This window comes from Geodermatophilus sp. SYSU D00879, assembly GCF_054050375.1.
Genome location: NZ_JBJGZF010000001.1, coordinates 297,005 through 318,096 on the forward strand (window position 1 = coordinate 297,005; position 21,092 = coordinate 318,096).

At 76.1% G+C, this 21,092-nt stretch carries 20 protein-coding genes; 11 read left to right on the plus strand and 9 right to left on the minus strand.

Annotation, left to right across the window (positions count from 1 at the left end; all coding sequences use genetic code 11):
• The first annotated feature begins 7 nt into the window (after window positions 1–7).
• Window positions 8–1,048: an alpha/beta fold hydrolase gene (locus tag ACI79B_RS01580; RefSeq protein ID WP_456926367.1), complete on the plus strand. Its 1,041-nt coding sequence runs from the start codon at window positions 8–10 to the stop codon at window positions 1,046–1,048.
• Between the two features lie 7 nt (window positions 1,049–1,055).
• Here ACI79B_RS01580 and ACI79B_RS01585 read toward each other — a convergent pair whose 3' ends face one another.
• From ACI79B_RS01585 to ACI79B_RS01595, 3 genes are all read right to left on the minus strand, one after another.
• Window positions 1,056–2,453: a TonB-dependent receptor gene (locus tag ACI79B_RS01585; protein ID WP_456926368.1), complete on the minus strand. Its 1,398-nt coding sequence runs from the start codon at window positions 2,451–2,453 to the stop codon at window positions 1,056–1,058.
• A 98-nt stretch (window positions 2,454–2,551) separates the two neighbouring features.
• A complete protein-coding gene (locus ACI79B_RS01590) occupies window positions 2,552–3,727 on the minus strand; it encodes a DUF222 domain-containing protein (RefSeq protein ID WP_456926369.1) in 1,176 nt (391 codons plus the stop codon).
• Window positions 3,728–3,810: 83 nt separating this feature from the next.
• A complete protein-coding gene (locus ACI79B_RS01595) occupies window positions 3,811–5,022 on the minus strand; it encodes a hypothetical protein (protein WP_456926370.1) in 1,212 nt (403 codons plus the stop codon).
• Window positions 5,023–5,079: 57 nt separating this feature from the next.
• Between ACI79B_RS01595 and ACI79B_RS01600 the strand changes: the two genes are divergently transcribed.
• The gene (locus ACI79B_RS01600) at window positions 5,080–6,033 is read left to right on the plus strand and encodes an ArsR/SmtB family transcription factor (protein WP_456926371.1); all 954 of its coding nucleotides are present in this window, start codon (window positions 5,080–5,082) and stop codon (window positions 6,031–6,033) included.
• Between the two features lie 388 nt (window positions 6,034–6,421).
• On the opposite strand, the gene ACI79B_RS01605 is transcribed toward ACI79B_RS01600, so the two are convergent.
• From ACI79B_RS01605 to ACI79B_RS01615, 3 genes are all read right to left on the minus strand, one after another.
• The gene (locus ACI79B_RS01605; RefSeq protein WP_456926372.1) at window positions 6,422–6,922 is read right to left on the minus strand and encodes a VOC family protein; all 501 of its coding nucleotides are present in this window, start codon (window positions 6,920–6,922) and stop codon (window positions 6,422–6,424) included.
• Window positions 6,907–8,172 carry an amidohydrolase family protein gene (locus ACI79B_RS01610; RefSeq protein WP_456926373.1) on the minus strand — a complete coding sequence of 422 codons (1,266 nt, stop codon included), beginning with the start codon at window positions 8,170–8,172 and terminating at the stop codon, window positions 6,907–6,909. Before ACI79B_RS01610 ends, ACI79B_RS01605 begins: the two co-directional genes overlap by 16 nt.
• Window positions 8,173–8,290: 118 nt before the next feature.
• Window positions 8,291–9,190, minus strand: a complete 900-nt coding sequence (locus tag ACI79B_RS01615; protein WP_456926375.1) for an alpha/beta fold hydrolase — start codon at window positions 9,188–9,190, stop codon at window positions 8,291–8,293.
• 226 nt (window positions 9,191–9,416) lie between these two features.
• On the opposite strand from ACI79B_RS01615, the gene ACI79B_RS01620 reads away from it, so the two are divergent.
• Together ACI79B_RS01620 and ACI79B_RS01625 are read left to right on the plus strand one after the other, a co-directional pair.
• Window positions 9,417–9,713 carry a hypothetical protein gene (locus ACI79B_RS01620; protein WP_456926376.1) on the plus strand — a complete coding sequence of 99 codons (297 nt, stop codon included), beginning with the start codon at window positions 9,417–9,419 and terminating at the stop codon, window positions 9,711–9,713.
• A gap of 609 nt (window positions 9,714–10,322) precedes the next feature.
• On the plus strand, window positions 10,323–11,138 hold the full coding sequence (locus ACI79B_RS01625) for a class I SAM-dependent methyltransferase (RefSeq protein WP_456926377.1): 816 nt from the start codon (window positions 10,323–10,325) through the stop codon (window positions 11,136–11,138).
• Between the two features lie 383 nt (window positions 11,139–11,521).
• On the opposite strand, the gene ACI79B_RS01630 is transcribed toward ACI79B_RS01625, so the two are convergent.
• Complete coding sequence (locus ACI79B_RS01630; protein ID WP_456926378.1) at window positions 11,522–12,124, minus strand: hypothetical protein; 603 nt, start codon at window positions 12,122–12,124, stop codon at window positions 11,522–11,524.
• A gap of 101 nt (window positions 12,125–12,225) precedes the next feature.
• On the opposite strand from ACI79B_RS01630, the gene ACI79B_RS01635 reads away from it, so the two are divergent.
• From ACI79B_RS01635 to ACI79B_RS01650, 4 genes are all read left to right on the plus strand, one after another.
• The gene (locus ACI79B_RS01635) at window positions 12,226–13,710 is read left to right on the plus strand and encodes an AlkA N-terminal domain-containing protein (protein ID WP_456926379.1); all 1,485 of its coding nucleotides are present in this window, start codon (window positions 12,226–12,228) and stop codon (window positions 13,708–13,710) included.
• Window positions 13,707–14,243, plus strand: a complete 537-nt coding sequence (locus ACI79B_RS01640; protein WP_456926380.1) for a methylated-DNA--[protein]-cysteine S-methyltransferase — start codon at window positions 13,707–13,709, stop codon at window positions 14,241–14,243. The genes ACI79B_RS01635 and ACI79B_RS01640 overlap by 4 nt, the downstream gene beginning before the upstream one ends.
• Before the next feature lie 120 nt (window positions 14,244–14,363).
• Window positions 14,364–15,467, plus strand: coding sequence for a DNA recombination protein RmuC (locus ACI79B_RS01645; protein WP_456926381.1), 1,104 nt, complete (start codon window positions 14,364–14,366; stop codon window positions 15,465–15,467).
• A gap of 195 nt (window positions 15,468–15,662) precedes the next feature.
• Complete coding sequence (locus ACI79B_RS01650) at window positions 15,663–16,397, plus strand: DUF6542 domain-containing protein (RefSeq protein WP_456926382.1); 735 nt, start codon at window positions 15,663–15,665, stop codon at window positions 16,395–16,397.
• On the opposite strand, the gene ACI79B_RS01655 is transcribed toward ACI79B_RS01650, so the two are convergent.
• A complete protein-coding gene (locus ACI79B_RS01655; protein ID WP_456926383.1) occupies window positions 16,315–17,346 on the minus strand; it encodes a 4-hydroxy-3-methylbut-2-enyl diphosphate reductase in 1,032 nt (343 codons plus the stop codon). The genes ACI79B_RS01650 and ACI79B_RS01655 overlap by 83 nt on opposite strands.
• A gap of 133 nt (window positions 17,347–17,479) precedes the next feature.
• On the opposite strand from ACI79B_RS01655, the gene ACI79B_RS01660 reads away from it, so the two are divergent.
• Genes ACI79B_RS01660 through ACI79B_RS01670 form a run of 3 tightly spaced genes read left to right on the plus strand, consistent with a single transcriptional unit; the run spans window position 17,480 to window position 20,419 of the window.
• Entirely contained in the window at window positions 17,480–18,931 is a 1,452-nt protein-coding gene (locus tag ACI79B_RS01660) for a hypothetical protein (RefSeq protein ID WP_456926384.1), read from the plus strand.
• A 49-nt stretch (window positions 18,932–18,980) separates the two neighbouring features.
• Window positions 18,981–20,204, plus strand: coding sequence for an exodeoxyribonuclease VII large subunit (gene xseA / locus ACI79B_RS01665; RefSeq protein ID WP_456926386.1), 1,224 nt, complete (start codon window positions 18,981–18,983; stop codon window positions 20,202–20,204).
• Window positions 20,201–20,419: an exodeoxyribonuclease VII small subunit gene (locus ACI79B_RS01670; RefSeq protein WP_456926387.1), complete on the plus strand. Its 219-nt coding sequence runs from the start codon at window positions 20,201–20,203 to the stop codon at window positions 20,417–20,419. Before xseA ends, ACI79B_RS01670 begins: the two co-directional genes overlap by 4 nt.
• A 12-nt stretch (window positions 20,420–20,431) precedes the next feature.
• On the opposite strand, the gene ACI79B_RS01675 is transcribed toward ACI79B_RS01670, so the two are convergent.
• Complete coding sequence (locus tag ACI79B_RS01675) at window positions 20,432–21,043, minus strand: DUF4245 domain-containing protein (RefSeq protein WP_456926388.1); 612 nt, start codon at window positions 21,041–21,043, stop codon at window positions 20,432–20,434.
• Window positions 21,044–21,092: the final 49 nt, after the last annotated feature.

Below are 21,092 nucleotides of genomic sequence, written 5' to 3' on the forward strand. Positions count from 1 at the left end.
GACCCCCATGCGCACCTCCACAGCCGCCGCCGGCCTCGTCGTCCTCGCCGCCGGGGCCGTCGTCGCCCGCCGCCGCGCCGCCCGTCCCGACGGCGCCCAGCTCCCCACCCCTGCGCCGGCTCCCCCGCCGCAGGGGCGCGTCCGGACCGTGACCACCGAGGACGGCGTCGACCTGCACGTCGAGGAGTTCGGCGCCGAGCGGCCGACGGCGACCGTGGTCCTCGCGCACGGCTACGTGCAGTCCTCGCGGCTGTGGGCCGGCCAGGTCCGCGACCTGCTGGAGGCCCGCCCCGATCTGCGGGTGGTCACCTACGACCACCGCGGCCACGGCGCCTCCGGCCCGACGTCGCGGGACCGCGCCACCATCGAGCAGCTCGGCCGCGACCTGGCCCGGGTGCTCGACGAGGTCGCCCCGGACGGGCCGGTCGTGCTCGGCGGCCACTCGATGGGCGGCATGACGCTGATGGCGCTGGCCGAGCAGCGGCCCGGGCTGTTCGGCGACCGCGTCGCCGGCGTCGCGTTCGTGGGCACCAGCTCCGGCGGGCTGGACGCGGTCACCTACGGGCTGCCCGGGCCGGTGGCGAAGGTCGTCAAGCGGGCGCTGCCGGTGCTCAACGAGCGGGCGGTCCGGGCCGAGCAGGCCGGGAAGTCGCGCGCGGTCGGGAAGGCCGACATGTGGTTGATCTTCAGCGCCGCGGCCGACCCCGCGGACCTGCAGGCGGCGATGGAGGTGCACCGCGCCTGCTCGGCCGAGACGGTGGCCGCCTTCCTGCCCACCTTCTCCGACCACGACCGCGCCACGGCGCTCGAGGCGCTGGCGGAGGTCCCCACGCTGGTCGTCGTCGGCGACGCCGACCGGCTGTGCCCCGTCGAGCACAGCCGGACGCTGGCGGCGGCGCTGCCCACCGCCGAGCTCGCCGTCTACCCGGGGGCCGGGCACATGGTGCAGCTGGAGCGCCGTCCCGAGGTCAGCCGCCGGCTGCTCGCGCTGGTCGACCGGGCCCTCGCCGCGGCCGCCGCGCCCGTGGTCGAGGAGCGGAGCGCCTGAGACGGGCTCAGCGGGACCGGTCGTAGCCGAAGAAGCCGCGCTTCTTGATCAGCGCGGCCACCTCGGGCGGCACCATCGCCTCCCAGCCGGTGTCCTCGGTCGGGATCCGCTTGAGCACGTCCCGGCTGAGGATCGGCAGGTGGTCGGGCTTGTGCTCGAGCCCGACGAAGCTGCCGCGCCGGTTGAGGTAGTCGAACAGCGGGCGCAGCTGCTCGGCCACCTCGAGGGTGTCGACGGTGACCACCTGGCCGTCGCGCAGCATCGGGTAGACGAACAGCCGCAGGTCGTTCTTGAACAGCCGGCCGAAGCTCTCGAGGATGCCGCCGGGCAGCCCGGCGTGCCGGTCCTCGTCGAACAGCTCCAGCAGGCTGGGCAGCCCCATGACCATGCCGATCCGGCCGTCGGTGCGCCAGGCGAGGTACGCGGCGAGCCGGTGGTGGGCCAGGTAGTCCGAGATGAGCACCGGCAGGCCGCAGGCGGCCAGCAGGTCGGCCCGGGCGAGGAAGTCCCGCCGGTCGACGACGTCCCCGCCGGCGCGCAGGTTGGCCATGGTGAGCTCGGCGAGGACGAGCACGTCGCGCTCGGCGACCGCCGGGTCCCGCTCGAACGCGGTGCGGGCCGCCTCGAGCATGTCGAGGTTGACCACCGTCGGCGGGCGGAAGCTGCCGCGCTCGACCAGGATCGCCTTCTTGCGCAGCGCCTCGCTGGGCTGCAGCACCTTGCGGTCGGGGCCGAACATCGCCGCGCCGGAGAGCCCGACCTGCACGAGCTTGAGCGCCATCACCCGGTTGTCGACCATGCGGAACTCGATGCCGCTCATCTCCAGCAGGTCGATCTCGATCCGGCCGGTGGTCAGCCGGTCGAGCAGGCTCTCCACCAGGCGGTCTGGCTCGTGGTGCTGGAAGAAGGCGGCGTGCAGCAGGTTCACGCCGACGATGCCGAGCGCTTCCTGCTGCTGGGGTGCCTCGTCGTCGAGCATCCGCACGTGGACGACGACCTGGCTGGGTTCGTCGCGCGGGTGGGCCTGGAACTTCACGCCCATCCAGCCGTGGCACTCGTTGCCGCCGCGGTAGCTGCGCGCGACGACGGTGTCGGCGAACGCGAAGAACGACGTGTCGTCGCCCCGCTGGTCGGCGAGCCGGTCGACGTTGAGCTGGAACTCGCGGTCGAGCATCGCCTGCAGGCGGCCCTTGGAGACGTAGCGGTCGGCCTTGCCGTAGACGGCGTCGCTGACCGCCATGTCGTAGGCCGACATCGACTTGGCCACCGTGCCCGCCGCACCCCCGGCGCGGAAGAACCAGCGGGCGACCTCCTGCCCGGCCCCGATCTCGGCGATCGTGCCGTACCAGCGCAGGTCCAGGTTGATCTGCAGGGCCTTCTGCAGGGTGTCGACGCCGGCGTCCATGGGGCACCTCCGGGTGCGGTCTGGGTGCTGGGCGAGCGTAGTCACCCGTGACCCACGTCACCTTCCCGCGAGCACCGCCGTCGCTCTCCGGGGCGCGGTCAGGCGGCGGGGGCGAGCAGGGGCGCCGGGGTGGTGATCTCGGTGCCGTCCGGGCGCCAGGTGCACCATCGGCCGTCGGGTTGTCGTTCCACCCGGAAGCCGTGGTGGACCTGGGTGTGGTGCCGTTCGCAGAGGAGAGCCGCCTTCTCCAGGGAGGTGTCGCCGCCGTCGATCCAGTGGATCAGGTGGTGCACGTCGCACCACCACGTCGGCGCCCCGCAGAAGGCGAACACGCAGCCGCCGTCGCGGAGTTCCGCGGCGCGGCGGATGTGCCGGCTCATCAGCCGCTGCTCCCGGCCCAGATCGAGGGGCGCGCCGTCGGGCCCGAACACCACCCGGGACACCGCCCCGTCGCAGGCCAGCCACCGCGCCCGCGCGGCGGAGATGGTGGCCCCGAAGCCCATCCGCCCGGCGTTCGGGCCGCCGTGCGGGTCGACCAGGTCCTCGACATCGATCACGACGGCGATCTGCGGCTTGCGCCCGCGCAACTGCGGCAGCGTCCCGGCGGCGAGCACGTCGTCGGCGACCTGCACCAGCGCATCCCCCAGCCGCTGGGCGCGGGTGCGCGCGTCACCGGCCGGGCGGTCGGCCTGCACGTGCGCCTCGAGCGCGGCCTGGACCTTCTCCCCGCCCACGGCGTCGAGGTGGAACCGGCCGGACAGCGAGCCGTCGGCGTGCTTGGCCAGGGTCAGCGACCGCCCCTCGGTCGGGTCGGGTTCCGGGCCGTCGGGGTCCAGGTCGGTGCAGTAGTGCTGCACCACCTGCACCAGGTCGGCGTGCTCTCGCTCGATCGCCATGCCGGTGAGGACCGCGTCGATGACCGCCAGGTCCACCCCCGCCGCCGCAGCCGTCACCAGCCGCTCGGGTGTCATCGCCCGCGCCGCGACGGCGACCTGCTCGGCCGACACCAGACCGCCGTCGTGCGCCTCAGCCAGCGCCGGCAGGTGCTCCAGCGCCCGGCCGTTGCGCACCAGCCGCGACGCCTCCGCGACCGACAGCCGGCAGTGCCCGCGCAGCCAGGAGGCCATCGACCTCAGCCCGTCCCGTTCCGGTGCCTGGGAGAGCTCCGCCGCCCGTACGGCCCGGGCGAGTCCGGCGTCGATCCGGTTGCGCTCGGCGACCAGCGCGGCGACGTCGTCGAGGACGTCCCCGCCACTCAGCTCACCCGAGCACATGATCGAAGCCCAGGGGATCCGGCAGCCTCGTGCAGTACGAATCCCCAGGTCACAAGCCTGTCCACAGATCCGCGCCGCACGTCTCACACCCGGTCGCGGACCTCGCGCGGACACGCTTCGAGCGCGCCCGCCCGCTCGGCCACCCGCCGGAGCCCGGGCGTCAGCGCGAGGGACACGGCCAGCGACGCCGCCGCGAACACCGCCATCGCGGTCCCCGGCGGGACGACGTCGCCCAGCGCCCCGGCCAGCACCGCGAACACCCCCTGCCCGGTCATCCGCGTCGCGGACTCGACGCCGAGCACCTGCCCGCGCAGTCCGGGCGGCGTCAGCGCGACCAGCCACTCCTGCTGCGCGAGCGACGCGGCGTAGCCGGCCGAGGCGAGCGCGACCAGCACGACGGCGACCGGCACGGACGGCCCGAGCGCGAAGGCGAGGAACGGCGCGGCGAGCAGCAGCCGCAGGGCGGTGTTCGACCGCCGCCGGCCGGCCGGGGTCGCGAACCGCCCGACCACCAGGTCGCCGGCCATCATGCCGACGGCTCCGGCGGCCAGCAGCCAGCCGCCCCGCTCCCCCGCGTACGGCACGAACAGCGCCTCGCAACCGACCACAAGCCCGTTCGGGACGCACAGCGCCACGAGCAGCGTCCGCGTGTCCCGCCGTGCCAGCAGCAGCCGGTTGCCGCGCAGCGTCTCGGCCAGGCCGGCCCGCCCGTGCCGGCGCGGCGGCCGCTCGGCCAGCCCGAACCGCAGCACCGGCACGGCGGCGGCGGAGACGACCGCGGCCAGCACGAACACCTGCGTCGTCGTCAGGGCGGTGAGCAGCAGGCCGCCGGCCGCGAAGCCGACCACCTGGAAGGCGCCGCCCGCGACGTTCATCGTCGACCGGGCCAGCGGGAACGCCTCGGCGGGCACCAGCTCCGACAGCAGCCCCCAGCGTGCCCCCGACCTGACCGAGACCACGTACGCCGTGGCGACGACGAGGAGCAGCCGCGCCACGGGGTCGAGTCCGGGCAGCGTCTGCAGGGCCAGCGCCGCGGTGGACAGCACCCCGACGAGCACCAGCGTGCGCCGCGGCGGGCCGGCGTCCGCGGCAGACATGAGCGTCGTCGCGCCGAGGGCCTGCGCGACCGACGGACCGAACATCGCCACCGCGGTGAGCAGCGCCGACCCGGTCTGCCGGTGCACCAGCGTGGCCAGCGCCAGCGACGACGTCGTCGCGGCCGTCGTCGTCAGCGCGGCGCCGGTCCACAGCGCCCGGAACTCGGGGTGGGCGAACAGCGCCCGGTAGGTGAGCACGTCAGGACCGTGCGGCGCGGGCCGCCGCCGTCCCACACTTTCGCCTACGGTCGAAAGGTGGGTGAGTTCATCGTCGACGCCGACGTCATGGCGCGCGCCCGCTTCGGCACCTCGCAGCTCACCGAGACCCTCGCCGGGCTGCGGCTGCTGCTCGCCGAGCAGGTCCCGCCGTGGCACCGGCCCTGGCGCGACGCCCACGCCGCCGCGCTGCGCGAGCGCCTCGACGCCGACCCGGTCGGCGCCGCCCTGCTGCGCGCCGCGTTCGGCGCGACCTGGACCGCGGACTTCCTCACCGTGCCGCCCGCCGCACCCGACCTCGGGCTCGACGAGGAGCTGGCGTACCTCGAGTCCCTCGACGACGGCGCCGTCCGCGCCGACCTGGAGGTGGCCACCGGACCGGTGCCGCCGGAACTGCACGGCACCGGCCTCGCCCGCACCGCCGCCGACCTGCTGCGCTGGACGTGGGAGCACACGATCCGCGACGACTGGCCGCGGCGGCTGCGGGTGCTGCGCGCCGACGTCGTCGCGCGGACCGCCCGGCTGAGCCGGGAGGGCTGGTCGGGTGCGCTCGACGGCATCGCGCCCGGGGTCCGCTGGCTCCGGGACGGCCGGCTGCAGGTGAACGCGCACCCGTACCCGCCGCGCGACGTCCGCGGCCGTGACCTGCTGTTCATCGCCGCGCACAGCCGCGGCAGCTGGGTGAGCTGGCGCCTGCCGGACACCTACGCCGTCGTCTACCCGGTGTCCGGCACGCTGGCGTCGGGCCCCGCTCCGCTGCCCGAGCCGCTGGTCCGCCTGCTCGGCCGCAACCGCGCGCGGGTCCTCACCGCCCTCGACGCGCCGCGCAGCACCAGCGCGCTGGTCGCCGGGACGGGCCTGCCGCTGGGCAGCGTCGGCGGGCACCTGCGGGTGCTGCTCGACGCCGGCCTGCTCGAGCGCCGCCGGTCGGGACGCGAGGTCCTCTACTGGCGCAGCGACGCCGGACAGGCCCTCCTCGACGCGGCGGGCTGACCGCCTTCCGCCCGAACTCCGCCATTCCCGATCGGGAACTCCACGGTCGTCGAGACTCCGTCAGGCGGCATCAACGTGAGCTGCTTCGGCCGACTGCCCGAGGACCTGGCGGCACCTGCCCGGACCTACGTGGGCTCCGTGCCCTGCTACGGCCCCACGACCACGGTCGAGGGACGCATCGTCATCACGACCAGTGGTCGCGTGTCGCTGCAGTGCCACTTCCCGTCGGCGTGACGGCCGTCGCCCGCGGTACCGACCCCGCGGTCGGGTCCCGCCAGCCACGGGCTCAGTTCGGTCGAGCGGCCCCCGGCTCCCCCGTGGCCGGCGCGGCCCCGACGAGCCACCGCAGCCCGCCGCCGGGTGGCTGTCCGCAGAGCCGGCGGCCGGGCTAAGTGTGGCGGTGGCCGAGGTCCAGCTGTGGCCGCAGGTAGGTGTGCCACCGCCCGTCGGCGGTGGAGTCCACCCCGAGGAACTCGGCCCGTCCGGGCGGGCCGTCGGGGTCGTGCCAGACGATCCGCACCGGGATGCCGTCCGGATCGGGGATGTCCACGCCGGCTGCGTATCCGGGGGCGCGCCGCACCTCGGTATGCCCGATGCCGAGCCGGTCGCAGCGCTCCACGACGTCGGTCAACAGTTGCTCGGTGGGTGCGGTGAGGGCGAACACGTCGAACCCGGCGAGGTCCGGTCGGCCGGCGCAGAACTCCCGCTGGCGCAGGTCGATCTCGATCTCTCCGTCCCGGTCGCGCATTGACACCCCGCGCACCTCGCCGTCCTCGGCGTACTCGGTGACCAGGACCAGGTCGAACAGCTCGGCGTACCAGGCGGCGCTGCGCTGCAGGTCGGTGACCGGCAGCTTGACGTGCTCGATCCGGCTCAAGCCGATGCCCACGGCGCACTCACCCCCGCTGTGGGGTCGGCGGATGTGTGGGGCCGCGCGCGCCCGTCGGTCCAGGCGCCGCCGACCACGACCGCCGTCACCCGCTGCAGGGCGGCCGGGTCGGTGAGTGGGTTGCCGGCGACCAGCAGGAGGTCGGCGTCGAGGCCGGGCCGCAGGCGCCCCTTGCGGCCGGCGAGCCCGAGGTGTCGGGCCGGCACGGACGTGGCGGAGGCGAGCGCCTCGGCCGGGGAGAACCCGCACTCGGCCAGCTCGGCGATGGCGTCGGGGAGCAGGCCGTGCGGCTTGGCGGCGCCGATGCCGGCGTCGGTCCCCGACACCAGCACGACGCCGGCGCGGTGCATGGCCTCGACCGCGGCCAGCCGCTCGGCCCGGCCGCTCTCCGGGGTGAGCCCGGCCCGGGCGAACATCGCCACCAACGGCGCGGGCGCCGGCTCGCCGGCGGCCCTGCCCAGCGTCGGGCACACGACGACCTGCCGGCGAACCAGAGCGGCCAGCACCTCCGGCGGCGGCCGGAGCCCGTCCGGGGTCAGGCAGGTGCAGTGCTCGACGCCGTCGCTGCCGGCCGCCAGCGCCTGCTCCACGGCGGCCAGGGCGTGCGCGTGGACGGTCACCGGCAGCCCGGCGGCGTGGGCGGCGTCGACCACCAGCCGCAGCTCCTCGGTGGTGAACTGGCAGGCGAGGACGTCGGTGCCCGGCGTGGTGCCCCCGCCGCTGGCCATCACCTTGACCACGTCGACGCCGCGCTCCGCGCGCTCGGCGACCGCGGCGCGCAGCTGCTCGGGCCCCGCGGCCTCCCCGCCCATGTGCCAGCAGTGCCCGCGCACGCTGGTGATCGGCGGCCCCGAGGCGACGATCGTCGGCAGGCCCGCGGTGCCCTCGTCCCGGCGGTCGAGCACCGCCCAGCGGCGGTCGCCCAGGTCGCGGACGGTGGTCACCCCGGCGGCCAGCTGGGTCCGCAGCGAGTCGTCGACGACCCCGGCGAGCTCGTCGTCGGCGAGTCCCGGCAACCGCTGGAGCGCGCCGTTGCGGCCGTCGGCGCACAGGTGCACGTGCACGTCGACCAGCCCCGGCAGGACCGTCGCGTCGCCGAAGTCGTGGACCGGCCAGCCGTCCGGGACCGATGCCGCTGCGGGCTCGACACCGGCGATCCGGTCGTTCTCGACGAACACGGCCGCGCCGCCGGGGAGCGCCCGCTCGCCGTCGAAGGCCCGGGCTGCGCGGATCACCGACCTGCCGCTCACGGGAGACCTCCTGCCCTCGAAGCCGCCCGCGCCCCGCGCGCCGATCCGGCCGACCGCTGAGCCGGCTGCCGGGCGCGCGGCCCGGACCTCCGGCCGGTGGGCACGGCTCCCGGCACGCTCACTGCGCCGTGGCGTCCCCGGCGCGATCGGCGGTGCGGACCAGCGCGTCCAGGATCGTCGGCCACACCTCCCGCGGCAGGGAGTGGCCCACGCCCGGCAGCACGAGCAGCTCGGCGCCGGCGATGGCCGCGGCGGTGGCGCGGCCACCGGCGACGGGGAAGACCGGGTCGGCCTCGCCGTGCACCACCAGCGTCGGGACACGGATCCCGCGCAGTTGCTCGGTGCGGTCACCGGAGGCCAGCACGGCCAGCACCTGGCGCACGACGCCGGCCGGGTCGTAGGCACGGTCGTAGGACCGACCGGCGACGTCGGCCAGCCACGCCTCGTCGGTGCGATACCCCGGTGACCCGACGCGCCGGAACAGCTGCAGCACCTGCTCGACGTACTCCTCCCGGCTGGTGGCCGGCGGCTGAGCCTCCGCTCCCATCCGGTCCACCGGCAGCGCCGGGGCCGACATCATCGAGGTCAGGCTGCGCACCCGGGCGGGGTGCCGGACGGCGAGCGTCTGCCCCACCATCCCCCCGAGAGAGACGCCCACGACGTGCGCGCTGTCCAGCCCGAGGGCGTCCAGCAGCCCGGCGACGTCGTCGGCCATGTCCTCGAGGGTGTAGGCCGCCGAGGACAGGTCTCCGGCGGCGGCTGCCGCCACGTCGGGCACCGCGTCGTGCAGGTGGGTGGACAGCCCCGTGTCGCGGTTGTCGAACCGGATGACGAAGAAGCCGCGGTCGACGAGCGCCTGACACGTGTCCTCGTGCCAGAGCAGCATCTGCGCGCCGGCACCCATGATCAGCAGCAGTGGCCGGGCCGACGGGTTCCCAAAGGTCTCGTACGCGATCTCGATGCCGTTGGCCCGGGCGACCTGCACGTCCGTGCCGGCCGCGGTCTCCGACGTGCTCATGGCAGTTCCCGCCCCCGGTGTCGTCGTCGAGACCGATCACGTTGCCGCTGGTCGGCTGCGCGGCCCAGAGTCCGAGTGCCTCTCCCGTGATCATGGGCGGCACCCGGGGCACCGGTTCTTCTGACACCGCTGCCGGGACGGAAGACACCTGCGACCGGTTGAGGGGAGTCGGTCGCGGTGTTGGGCTGCTAGTGCGGCCTCAACCGGTGGCCGGTGGCCGGCGGTCGTGGTCGCCGGCGAGTCGGACTGGCCGCTGCTGGTCCGCGTCGTCGACGTGACCGGCACCGGTCCCGACGGGCTGGTGCACGTCGACGTGCTCGGCGTCCTCTTTCCCTGCGACCTGAACTTCGAAGGCGAGCGGGCCGGCGTCGTCTTGGCCCCGGTGCCCGCCGTCGGTGCGCCGCCGGTCGGGGACGTGGTGTACGCCGGCACCAGCCGGATCGCCTGGTCACCGTCGGGTGACGGGTGGCAGCCATCCGGCCCAGGCGAGTTCTCCAGCAGCCACCAGGACAGTGCGCTGTAGAGGTCGGTGACCTGGAACGGGGTGAGCAGGTCGTAGAGGTCGATGCCGAGGGCGCCCCGGACCCAGTCGGCGTAGCCGGCGCCGCGGAACCCGAGGGGGTCGCCGTCGGAGGGCCGCCAGACCCACGGCGTGGCCGGGTCCGTGCCGCGGTCGCCGGGTCCGTGCCGCGGTCGCGAGGCAGCGCCGCCAGGCGCTCGCGGATCACCGGGGACGGGGGATTCCACCGCGTGCCGCGGGTGACCGCCTCGCGGCTGAACAGCGGCTGGTCCGGGCTCACGGCGTAGCAGTCCAGTGCCATGTGGGACACGGTCACGGGCCGGAGCCCGCCGGCAACCCGCCCATCTCGTGGGGGCACCGCCAGGCACCGGCCCTTGTCCCGCCCTGCGTGGAGATCCGACAGCTCGAAGACGCCTCCGGCAGCAGGTCAGCGCCGTTGTCCACAGCTGCTCTCGGCAGGCCGCTGAGAACGGCCCATAGCCGCTGCGTGTTGCGCGAGCAGAGCCGGTCTTCTCGGGGGCTCGCGGCGCCCGGTCATGCGGAGAATCGGACGCACGGCGCACTGACCCGTTGCACGTAGCGATGACGGGGGAACGGTCGTTAGCATCCAGCGTGGATGCAGAAGCGGGGCCGAGCCGAACCGCGATGTCGGCCGCGCTAGCGCGTTCGGCTCATCTGATCCACCGCGGCCCGCGCGCAATCCTCGCCGACTGGATGGCCTGGCCTCTGGTGGGTGCTGATGCGGACGCGGTCATCGCCGATGTCCGCCCCCTGCTGGGTGAGGACGAGATCCCGTTCGCGGCCTGGTTCGCGGCGCGTCAACGCCTGGCTGAGGAGTGGCTCGCTGCGTCGGGAGCCACGCAGTACGTCGTGCTGGGTGCTGGGCTGGACTCCTTCGCGTGGCGGCAGACGGGCTCAGTCCGCGTGTTCGAGGTAGATCACCCGTCGACGCAGGCGTGGAAGGCGGCGCGCTTGGAGGCCATAGGTGCGCCGGTGCCGCCCGAGCTTGTGCGCGTACCGGTCGACTTCGAGCGCGAGCGCATCGGTCCTGCGTTGACGGCAGCCGGTCTCGACCCTGCGCGTGACGTGTTCGTGAGTTGGCTAGGGGTGATCCCGTACCTGACACCAGACGCCATCGCGCAGACACTGAGCGACCTCCCCGCTGGGTGCTCACTAGGAGCCGGCTACGTCCCCCCGGTTGCAGCCCAGGACACCGACGCGCAGCGGCTCGGCGCGGTCGTCGAAGCCCGGGTAGCTGAACTCGGCGAGCCCTACCTGACGACCCCGACCCAGACCGAGTTCGCCGAGCTCATGACCAGGAACCACTTCGCTGTCATCGAGGACGTCGGTCCGCACGACATCGAGGACAGGTACGGGCTGCGGGCGCTGAACCACGAACGCATGGCTCTCGCACGCAAGGACGCCTGAGCGCCAACCTGCGGGAACCCGCACGCGTATCACCTGCACAACCGCAGGCCCCCTGAACGAGCCTTCGCAGAGGGCGAGCAGCGGATGTTTGGCCGGGCCAATGATCAAGTGTTGGCCCGGTCGGCGGCGAACACTCTCAGCAGCGCACCACGTCCCCGGCCGTGGCCGGGCGGACGGAGTGCTGGACGTGTCCGGTCATGCCGGCGAGGGTCCTCGCCGGCCGGCCGCTGCTCCAGGGATCTGCGTCCCGCTCTTTGCCCCGGCCAACCGGGCGGCGTGTCTCGAGCCCAGGCTTCGCGCCTTGTTGCTGGAGCAGTCAGCCCGTCGCCAGCCGGGACGGCCGCGCGGTGGGTCCGCCGTCCACCGTCCGGTGGACGAGGAGGTCAGGGACGCGGAGCCAGGACCGGGCGGCCGGCCAGCGCGCTGACCACCTCGACGGCGTCGTCCCACCAGCGCCGGTAGTGGTCCGGGTCGGCGTTGCGCTGGGTGCGGTGCGCGGCGATCGTCGGCGGCAGCGACTGCCAGTCGGGGACCTCCTGCAGCGCCAGGAAGAAGTTGGTGGCGCTGGTGGTGGGGTCCATCCGGTCCTCGTAGGAGCCCCAGGCACCGTTGTCGCGCTGCTGGAACAGCCCCCGGGAGTCGGGCCCGGCGGCGTCGCCGCGGTCGAGCACCAGCAGCGAGGACTCCCCCATCGCCGTCATCACCCCGATGACCTGCGCGCAGGTGTCCAGGCCCAGCACCGCGGCCGCGTTCACGATCGCCGCGGCGTTGGCCAGCTGCTCCCCGCGGTACCCGGCGACCGGCCCGTCGGGCACGGCGGCCGGGTCGACCCGCACCCCGGGCTCGGCGGCCGCGCAGTCCGCCGACCGGGGCGCCGGCGTCGTCCCCTGGCGGACCACGAGGACCGCCGCCAGCAGCACCAGGACGCCGACGACGAGGGCCACCACCCGCCGCTGCCGGGGCGGGGCGGCCTCCGTCGTCTGCACACCCGGCCAACGGACGGCGGGCCACAGAGGTCCCCCGCGGTCCCACGGCCGCGTCCGGAAACCGCCAGTCCCCCGCTCCGACCGGTGCCATGCTCGGTGCCGTGCTCTCCCCCCTCGACGCCGAACGCTGCTACCGCGCGGTCGCCAGCCGCGACGCCCGGTTCGACGGCTGGTTCTTCACCGCGGTGCGCACCACCGGCATCTACTGCCGCCCCTCCTGCCCGGCGCGCACGCCCGCGGCGACCAACGTCTCCTTCTTCGGCACCGCCGCCGGCGCCCAGGCCGCGGGCTACCGCGCCTGCCGCCGCTGCCGGCCCGACGCCGTCCCCGGCTCCCCCGAGTGGGACGTGCGCGCCGACGTCGTCGCCCGCGCCATGCGGCTGATCGCCGACGGCGAGGTGGAGCGCACCGGCGTGCCCGGGCTGGCCGCCCGGCTCGGCTACTCCGAGCGGCAGGTGCACCGTCTGCTGGTCGGCGAGCTCGGCGTCGGCCCGCTGGCGGTGGCCCGCGCCCAGCGCGCGCAGACCGCGCGGGTGCTCATCGAGACCACCGACCTGCCGATGGCCGACGTCGCCTTCGCCGCCGGGTTCGCCAGCATCCGCCAGTTCAACGACACCGTCCGCGAGGTGTTCGCCTGCACGCCGACCGAGCTGCGCAGCCGCCGGCCGGGCACGGTCGGCGGGACGCCGGGCTGGCTGACCCTGCGGCTGGCCGCCCGCGCCCCGTTCGACGCCGCCGAGGTGCTGCACTTCCTCGGCGCGCACGCCGTCCCGGGCCTGGAGGAGTGGGACGGGACGACGTTCTCCCGGGTCCTCGACCTGCCCGCCGGCCCCGGCGTCGTCCGGCTGTCCCCCGCCGCCGAGGGCGGCGCCGCGGTGACCGCCCGGCTGCTGCTCACCGACCTGCGCGACCTGCGCGCCGCCGTCCCCCGCTGCCGGCGGCTGCTCGACCTCGACGCCGACCCGGCCGCCGTCGACGAGGTCCTCGGCACCGACCCGGCGCTGGCCCCGCTGGTCGCCGTCGCGCCCGGCCGCCGGGTGCCCGCCTCCCCCGACGCCCCGGAGGCGGCGGCGCGGGCGGTGCTCGGCCAGCAGGTGTCGGTGGCCGGCGCCCGCACGCTCACCGCGCGGGTGCTGACCCTGGCCGGGACGCCGCTGGCCGATCCGGTCGGCACGCTCACCCACGCCTTCCCGCGGCCGGAGGCCCTGGCCGGCGCCGACCTGTCCGCCGTCGGCCTGACCGGCGCCCGCCGCCGCACGCTGGGCGGCCTGGCCGCCGCGCTCGCCGACGGGCGGGTGGTCCTCGACCCCGGCTGCGACCGCGAGCAGGCGGCCCGCGACCTGCTGGCGCTGCCCGGCATCGGGCCGTGGACGGCGGCGCTGGTGGTGATGCGCGGCCTGGGCGATCCCGACGTGTGGCTGCCCGGTGACCTCGCGCTGCGCCGCGCCCTCGCCGCCCTCGGCAGCTCCGACGCCGAGGCCGCCGGCCGCTGGCGGCCGTGGCGCTCGTACGCCGCGATGCACCTCTGGGCGCTCGCGGCGCCCACACTGTTCACCCGCTCCCCCGCCGATCGGAGTGCGTCATGACCCCGTCCGCCCGCTACGCGACCGTGGCCACCCCGCCCGGTCCCTTCACCGTCGTCGTCACACCCGGGCCGGACGGCGGCGACGTCGTCCTGGCCGCCGGGTGGACCGGCGACGTCGCCGAGCTGCTGCCCGTCGTGCACCGCGCGCTGCGGCCCACCTGGGTCGAGCGGGTGGAGCACCTGCCGGTCCTCGACGTCGTGGAGGCGCACGCCGCCGGCGACGTCGGCGCGATCGACGCCGTCCCCGTGCGGCAGCGCTCCGGGCCGTTCCTCGAGGACGCCTGGGAGGTGCTGCGCACCGTGCCGCCCGGCCAGCCGGACACCTACGCCGAGTTCGCCGCCCGCTGCGGCCGGCCCTCGGCGGTGCGGGCCGCGGCCAACGCGTGCGCCCGCAACGCCGCCGCGCTGTTCATCCCGTGCCACCGGGTGCTCGGCTCCGATGGCGGACTGGGCGGCTTCCGCTGGGGCACGCCGGTCAAGCGCTGGCTGCTCGACCACGAGGCGGCGCACGCCCCGGTGCCCGTCGACGCCTGACGAAGGACCCCCTGCCCCCGCCACTCGCAGGCTCCCGGCGGGCCCGTGCAGGGGGCCGCGCGCGCGAAAGGCGGAAGCGCCTCCCGGGAGTTGTCGGTCGGGTGTTGCACCCTGCTGTCCGTGGACGCTGCCTCCCTCCTGCTCGGCCTGCTCCTCGGGGTGCTGCTGGGGGCGGCCGTGACCCTCGGGGTGGTCGCGCTCCTGGCCCGCCGCCGGCCGGCCGGGGCCGGGCTGGACCCGCTGCACGAGTCGCTGGACCACCTGCACCGGCTGCTCGCCGGCATGGAGCAGGCCCGGGCCACCGCGCACGGCGAGCTCCGCGAGCAGATGGGCACCGTCGGGCAGACCAGCGCGATGCTGCGCCAGGAGACCGCGGCGCTGGTCACCGCGCTGCGCACGCCGCACGTCCGCGGCCGCTGGGGTGAGATCCAGCTGCGCCGGGTGGTCGAGGTGGCCGGGCTGCTCGAGCACTGCGACTTCGTCGAGCAGCCGTCGTCGACCAACGACGAGGGCGCCGGCGTCCGGCCCGACCTCGTGGTCACCCTCGCCGACGGCCGGCAGGTCGTCGTCGACGCGAAGGTCCCCTTCACCGGCTACATCGAGGCCACCCAGGCCACCGAGGAGACGGTGCGGGTGCAGCGGGTCGCCGCGCACGCCCGGCAGCTGCGCGCGCACGTCGACGCCCTGTCCCAGCGCCGCTACCCCACCGCGTTCCGCCCGGCCGCGCCGTTCACCGTGCTGTTCGTCCCCTCCGACGGGTTCCTCACCACCGCCCTGGAGGCCGAGCCGGGCCTGCTCGAGTACGGCTTCGGCCGCGACGTCGTCATCGCCACCCCGAGCACGCTGCTCGCGCTGCTGCGCACGGTGGCGCACTCCTGGCGGCAGGAGCGCCTCGCCCGCGACGCCGACCAGGTCATCGAGACCGGCCGCCGGCTGCACGCCCGGCTCACCACGCTCTCGGGCCACCTCACCCGCCTGGGCTCGGCGCTGGGCTCGACGCTGACCCGCTACAACGAGACGGTCGGCTCCTACGAGCGCTCCGTGCTCGCCGCCGCCCGCCGCTTCGACGACCTCGGCGTCGGCGAGACCCCGGTGCCCACCCCGCCGGAGGTCGAGGCGGTGGTGCGGCAGCTGCGGCCGGCCGGCGACGAACCGGCACCCCTCGACGACGCCGGGGAGGACGACCCCACCCCGCTGCGCTGGCGGCTGCCCGACGGGCGCTGAGCGCGGGACGTCCCTCCCGGCCCGCGGGACACGTCCGTCACACCCACCCCGCGGCCCACCGAGAGTTGCCAAATCGACAGGGCGACCTGTCGCGCGTCGAGCCCGGGAACTCCCCCTGCGGGCGGTCTCCCGTCGCTACCGTGAGGACCGACAGCGGCCCGGAGGGGCCAGGACGTCCGGACGGGGAGGTACGCCATGGCCTCGGCGAGCACTGCCGACACCTGGCGGGACAGCGGGGTGGGCGCGCAGCGCCCCCACGCCGGCCCGCGGGCGGGGCGTCCCGACGCCACCGGCCCGGACCGCTCGATGCGCATGGGCCTCCCGCCGGTGCCGCCGCCCCCGCCGCGCGGCCGTCCCGGCGACCGCGGCGCCGGCCGGGGGGCCGTCCCGGCGCGCCCGCCCGTCGAGGCCCGGCCCATGGCCCGCCCGCCGCTCGCCCGTCCCGCGCAGCAGCGCACCCCGTACCCGGGCGCCCACCCGCTCGCCGAGCGCCCCGAGCCCGCGGCGCCGCCCCGCGCCCACGGCACCCGTGCCGCCGCGCGCGCGGCCGAGCGGGCCGCCGCGGAGCCGACCCAGGGGAGCCGGATGCGCGGCCTGCTCGTCGTCCTCGGCGTCTTCGTCATCACCCTCGCCGGGGGCGCCGTCGACTCGTTCCTCGGCACGGGCCTCGGCACGCTGACCCTCGTCACCCTCGTCGCGGCCGCCGCCGTCGGCACGCTGCTGGTGCGCCGCCGCGACCTGCTCTCGGTCGTCGTCGCGCCGCCGCTGGTGTTCGTGGCGGTCGCGCTGGTCAACATCGGCCTGGCGCCGTCGGCGACGTTCAGCCTGCCGACGCTCGCCACGGTGCTCATCCGCGGCTTCCCCACGATGGCCGTCGCCACCGCCGTGGCGCTGGTCCTGGCGGTCGTCCGCTGGGCCGCCCGCCGCTGAGGCCACCCTCCGGACGCAGCTCGTGCGGCAGCGCGAACACCAGCCGCTCCTCGGCCGCCTTCACCGTCTCGACGTCGGGGTAGCCGCGCCCGGCCAGGAGGTCGAGCACCTCGCCGACCAGCACCTCGGGCACCGACGCGCCGCTGGTGACGCCGACGGTGCCGACGCCCTCCAGCCACGCCGGGTCGATCTCGGCGGCGTAGTCGACCAGGTACGCGGCGCGGGCGCCGGCCTCCAGGGCCACCTCCACCAGCCGCACCGAGTTCGACGAGTTGGTCGAGCCGACGACGATCACCAGGTCGCACTCGCCGGCCATCTGCTTGACCGCCTGCTGCCGGTTCTGCGTGGCGTAGCAGATGTCGTCGCTCGGCGGGGACTGCAGCCCGGGGAACCGGGTCCGGAGCTGGTCGACGGTCGCGAGCGTCTCGTCGACCGACAGCGTCGTCTGCGACAGCCACACGACCCGCTCGGGGTCGCGGACCTGCACGTTCGCGACGTCGTCGGCGCCGTCGACGAGCTGGATGTGCTCGGGGGCCTCACCGGAGGTGCCCTCGACCTCCTCGTGCCCGCGGTGGCCGATGAGGAGGATGTCGTAGTCCTCCTTGGCGAACCGCTTGGCCTCCTGGTGCACCTTGCTCACCAGCGGGCAGGTGGCGTCGATGGTGCGCAGGTTGCGGGCGGCCGCCTCCTCGTGCACGGCCGGCGAGACGCCGTGGGCGCTGAAGACGACGACCGCGCCCTCGGGCACCTCGTCGGTCTCGTCGACGAACACCGCGCCGCGCCGCTCGAGGGTGGCCACCACGTGCTTGTTGTGGACGATCTGCTTGCGGACGTACACCGGGGCGCCGTGGATCTCCAGGGCCCGCTCGACGGCGACCACCGCCCGGTCGACACCGGCGCAGTAGCCCCGGGGATCGGCCAGCAGGACCCGTCCGCGCTGATCAGCCATGACCCCATGGTAGGTGGCGCCGGGCCCGCGGCCCCGCCGTCGCGGGGAGCGTGACGAGCCGCACGCCGCCCGACCGGGTGGGCCGGCAACCGGCCGCTGTGCCGTTCGACGCGCGCTGCGGCAGGCTGGGCGCATGTCCCGTGAGATCCCGGAGCCGATCCGCGCCACCGTCGGTCTGGCCGCCACCGTCCTCGACGACGTCCGCAGCCTCCCGCAGACGCTGCCGGGCCTGCCGGTGCGCATCGTCGGCATCGCGCTGCAGGCGGCGATGAAGCTGCAGCAGCAGTGGTCGGGGCTGGTCGCCCGCGGCGACGAGGTGCTCACCGGGCTGCGCGGTGACCGCGAGCCGGGCCTGGCCACCTTCGACGAGGACGAGGAGGCCGCCGCCGGCGGTGCTCCGCTCGTGGCCCAGCCGATCGACGTGCTGCGCGACTCCGCGTTCGACCGCGCCCCCGACGTCGACACCGTCGGAGACGCCGCCGAGGTGGACGTCGTGGAGGTCGACGTCGTGGAGGTCGACGTCGACACCGACGCGGCCGGCCTGGTCGACGACGAGCTCGCCGGGCTACCCCCGGAGCCCTCCCCCACCGCGGTCGTGGCCGCCGTCGAGGACGTCAACGACGAGGTGCTGGGCGCCGAGGAGGCCGCGTCCGCGCTCGACGCCGCCGACTCCGCGCTGACCGCCGAGGACGCCCTGGAGAGCGCGCTGCTCGAGGCCGAGGGCGCCCCGGCCGCGAGCGACCCGGGCGGCTCCCCGGTCGGCGAGCTGGCCGGCGCCCCCGACGTGGGCACCGACGACACGGTGGTGCCCGACGCCGCGGACTCCGGCGTGCCCGACACCGGCATCGGCCTCGCCGACGGCGCCGCCTCCCCCGACGCCGGCGTGCTGGGTGAGGACGCGGAGGCCGACGCGGCCGCGGCCGAGGACGCCGCGACCGAGGTCGACGTCATCACGCCCGACGGCCGGGTCACCACGGTCGAGGGCACCGTCACCGACGAGGGCGTCGTCGCCCCCGAGGACGGCGGCGAGCAGCCCGCCGCCACCCGGGGCACGGCCACCGGCGAGGCCAGCGACGTCGTCACCGGGGAGCACGCCCGCGTCGACGAGGAGCTGGGCGCCGAGCCCGCCCCCGGCGAGGACAGCGGCGCGGCCACCGACACGGTCGAGCCCGAGCCGGCCGCCGAGGCCACCGACGAGGGCGGCACGACCGTCGCCGCAGCGACCGGGGTGCGCACCGACGTCGGCGAGGCCGACACCGCCGAGGAGGACGCGGCGATCGCCGAGGGCGCGGCCGTCGACGCCGTCGGCGGGGACTCCGCCGCCCCGACCGACGACGCGCAGGGCGGCAGCGAGCTGTCCGGCTCGCAGGCCGCCGGGGCCGCCCCGATCGAGGGCTACGACTCCTTCACCGTCGCCCAGCTGCGCGGCCGGCTCCGCGGCTACCAGCTGGCCACGGTGTCGGACCTGCTCGCCTACGAGGAGGCCACCCGCGCGCGGGCGCCGTTCCTCACGATGCTGCGCAACCGGCTGGAGAAGCTCGAGCAGCAGGCCGTCGAGACCAGCCCCCTGCAGCCGCGGGGGTGAACCGGGGTGCCGGGCGGGGCCGTCGGTCCCGCCTGGCACCCTCGGGGCCGTGAGTGCGCCCTCGTCCCCCGAGTCGCCCTGGCCGGTCCGGACGGTGGCCCGCAAGGTCGCCGAGTGGATCGGCCGGCTCGGCGAGGTCTGGGTCGAGGGGCAGGTCGCCCAGCTCAACCGGCGCAGCGGCGCCGCGACCGTGTTCCTCACCCTGCGCGACCCCGCCGCCGACCTCTCGGTGCCGGTCACCTGCGCCCGCGACGTCGCCGACCGGCCCGGCCTGGAGCTCACCGAGGGCGCCCGCGTCATCGTCCGCGCGCGGCCGGACTACTACATCGCCCGCGGCTCCTTCTCCCTGCGCGCCACCGAGATCCGCGCCGTCGGCCTCGGTGAGCTGCTCGCCCGCATCGAGCGGATCCGCCGGCTGCTGACCGCCGAGGGCCTGTTCGACCCCGCCCGCAAGCGCCCGCTGCCCTTCGCCCCCGCCGTCGTCGGGCTGGTCACCGGCAAGGACTCCGCCGCCGAGCGGGACGTGCTGGTCACCGCCCGCCGCCGCTGGCCCGCGGTGCGCTTCGCCGTCCACCACAGCCTGGTGCAGGGCGTGAACGCCGCCGCGTCGGTGATCGACGGGCTGCAGCGGCTGGACCGCGACCCCGAGGTCGAGGTGATCGTCATCGCCCGCGGCGGCGGGTCCGTCGAGGACCTGCTGCCCTTCTCCGACGAGGGCCTGGTCCGCGCGATCGCCGCCTGCCGCACGCCGGTGGTCACCGCCGTCGGCCACGAGACCGACACCACGCTGGTCGACCACGTCGCCGACGTCCGCGCGGCCACCCCCACCGACGCCGCGCACCGCGTGGTGCCCGAGATCGGCGAGCAGCGGCGGCTGGTCGACGGGCTGCGCGACCGCGCCCGGCACCTGCTCACCGTGCGCCTCGAGCAGTCCGAGCGGTGGCTGGAGAGCGTCCGCAGCCGGCCGGTGCTCGCCGACCCCGAGCGGCTGCTGCACGGCCGGGCCGACGACGTCGCGGCGCTGCGCGACCGGGCCCGCCGCACGCTCACCCACCGCGTCGAGTCCGCCGAGCGCGACGTCGACCACGCCCGCGCGCGGGTGGCCGCCCTGTCCCCGCAGGCGACGCTGCAGCGCGGCTACGCGCTCGTGCAGCGGGCCGACGGCGCCCTGGTCCACGACCCCGCCGAGGTGGCCGACGGCGAGCGGCTGTCGGTGCGCGTCGCGGGTGGGCGGCTGGGCGTCCGGGTGGACGGGCAGGATGGGGAGCCGTGAGCGAGCCGACGACGGAGCAGCCGACGCAGACCTACGAGCAGGCCCGCGAGGAGCTGGCCGAGGTGGTCCGCCGGCTCGAGGCCGGGGGCCTCACCCTCGAGGAGTCCCTCGGCCTGTGGGAGCGCGGCGAGCAGCTCGCGCAGCTGTGCCAGCACTGGCTCGACCGCGCCCGCGAGCGGCTGGCCGCCGCGACGCCCGCCGAGCGGGAGGGCTGACCCCGCCGGGCCTCAGCTGGGGACGCTGACCGGCGCGACGGCGGCGGCGACGGTCTCCAGCTCGTCGTCGGCGGCCGAGCCGGTGACCACGGTGGTCACCTCGCCGGTCTCCAGCGACAGCACGGTCTCCCCGCGCCCGTTGGTCTGCCGGGTCCAGGTGCGCCCGGCCAGGTCGACGCTGCCCTCGTCCTGCGCGCCGTCGAGGACGGCGGTCAGCCGGTCGGCGTCGGGGTCGTCGGTGGTGAGGAAGCCCGCGTACTCGTCCGACGGCGTCACGTAGCCGATCTCCAGGGTCACCGGCTCCCCCTCGCCGGCGTCCGCCGCGTCGGTGCGCGCGCTGGTCGGCCGGTAGCCGTCGGGCAGCTCGGCGGGCACCTCGACGGTGTAGGACGCCCGCTCGGCGGCGAGCCGGACGCTGCTGGTCGGGTCGATCGGGCGGACGGGGTCGATGCCGCTCTGCCGGAAGGCGACCCAGCCGGCGACCAGGAGGACGATGACCACCAGCGGCAGCAGCGACCGGAGCATGTTGGCCGCGCTCATCCGGTTCGCGCGCTCCGCGGCGGTCGGCGCCGGCGGCGGCTGCTCCTCGGGGGCCTGCTGGCCCGACGGGCCGGAACTGGTCATGCCCCTAGGATCGCAGCACCGATCCACGACCCCGCCGCCCCGCTCCCGG

Excerpts from the sequence above, each read along its gene's own strand:
- ACI79B_RS01585 (WP_456926368.1), bottom strand. The coding sequence starts at position 2,453 with ATGGACGCCGGCGTCGACACCCTGCAGAAGGCCCTGCAGATCAACCTG.
- ACI79B_RS01590 (WP_456926369.1), bottom strand. The coding sequence starts at position 3,727 with ATGTGCTCGGGTGAGCTGAGTGGCGGGGACGTCCTCGACGACGTCGCC.
- ACI79B_RS01660 (WP_456926384.1), top strand. The coding sequence starts at position 17,480 with ATGTCCCGTGAGATCCCGGAGCCGATCCGCGCCACCGTCGGTCTGGCC.
- ACI79B_RS01580 (WP_456926367.1), top strand. The coding sequence starts at position 8 with ATGCGCACCTCCACAGCCGCCGCCGGCCTCGTCGTCCTCGCCGCCGGG.
- ACI79B_RS01675 (WP_456926388.1), bottom strand. The coding sequence starts at position 21,043 with ATGACCAGTTCCGGCCCGTCGGGCCAGCAGGCCCCCGAGGAGCAGCCG.
- ACI79B_RS01655 (WP_456926383.1), bottom strand. The coding sequence starts at position 17,346 with ATGGCTGATCAGCGCGGACGGGTCCTGCTGGCCGATCCCCGGGGCTAC.
- ACI79B_RS01640 (WP_456926380.1), top strand. The coding sequence starts at position 13,707 with ATGACCCCGTCCGCCCGCTACGCGACCGTGGCCACCCCGCCCGGTCCC.
- ACI79B_RS01615 (WP_456926375.1), bottom strand. The coding sequence starts at position 9,190 with ATGAGCACGTCGGAGACCGCGGCCGGCACGGACGTGCAGGTCGCCCGG.
- ACI79B_RS01650 (WP_456926382.1), top strand. The coding sequence starts at position 15,663 with ATGGCCTCGGCGAGCACTGCCGACACCTGGCGGGACAGCGGGGTGGGC.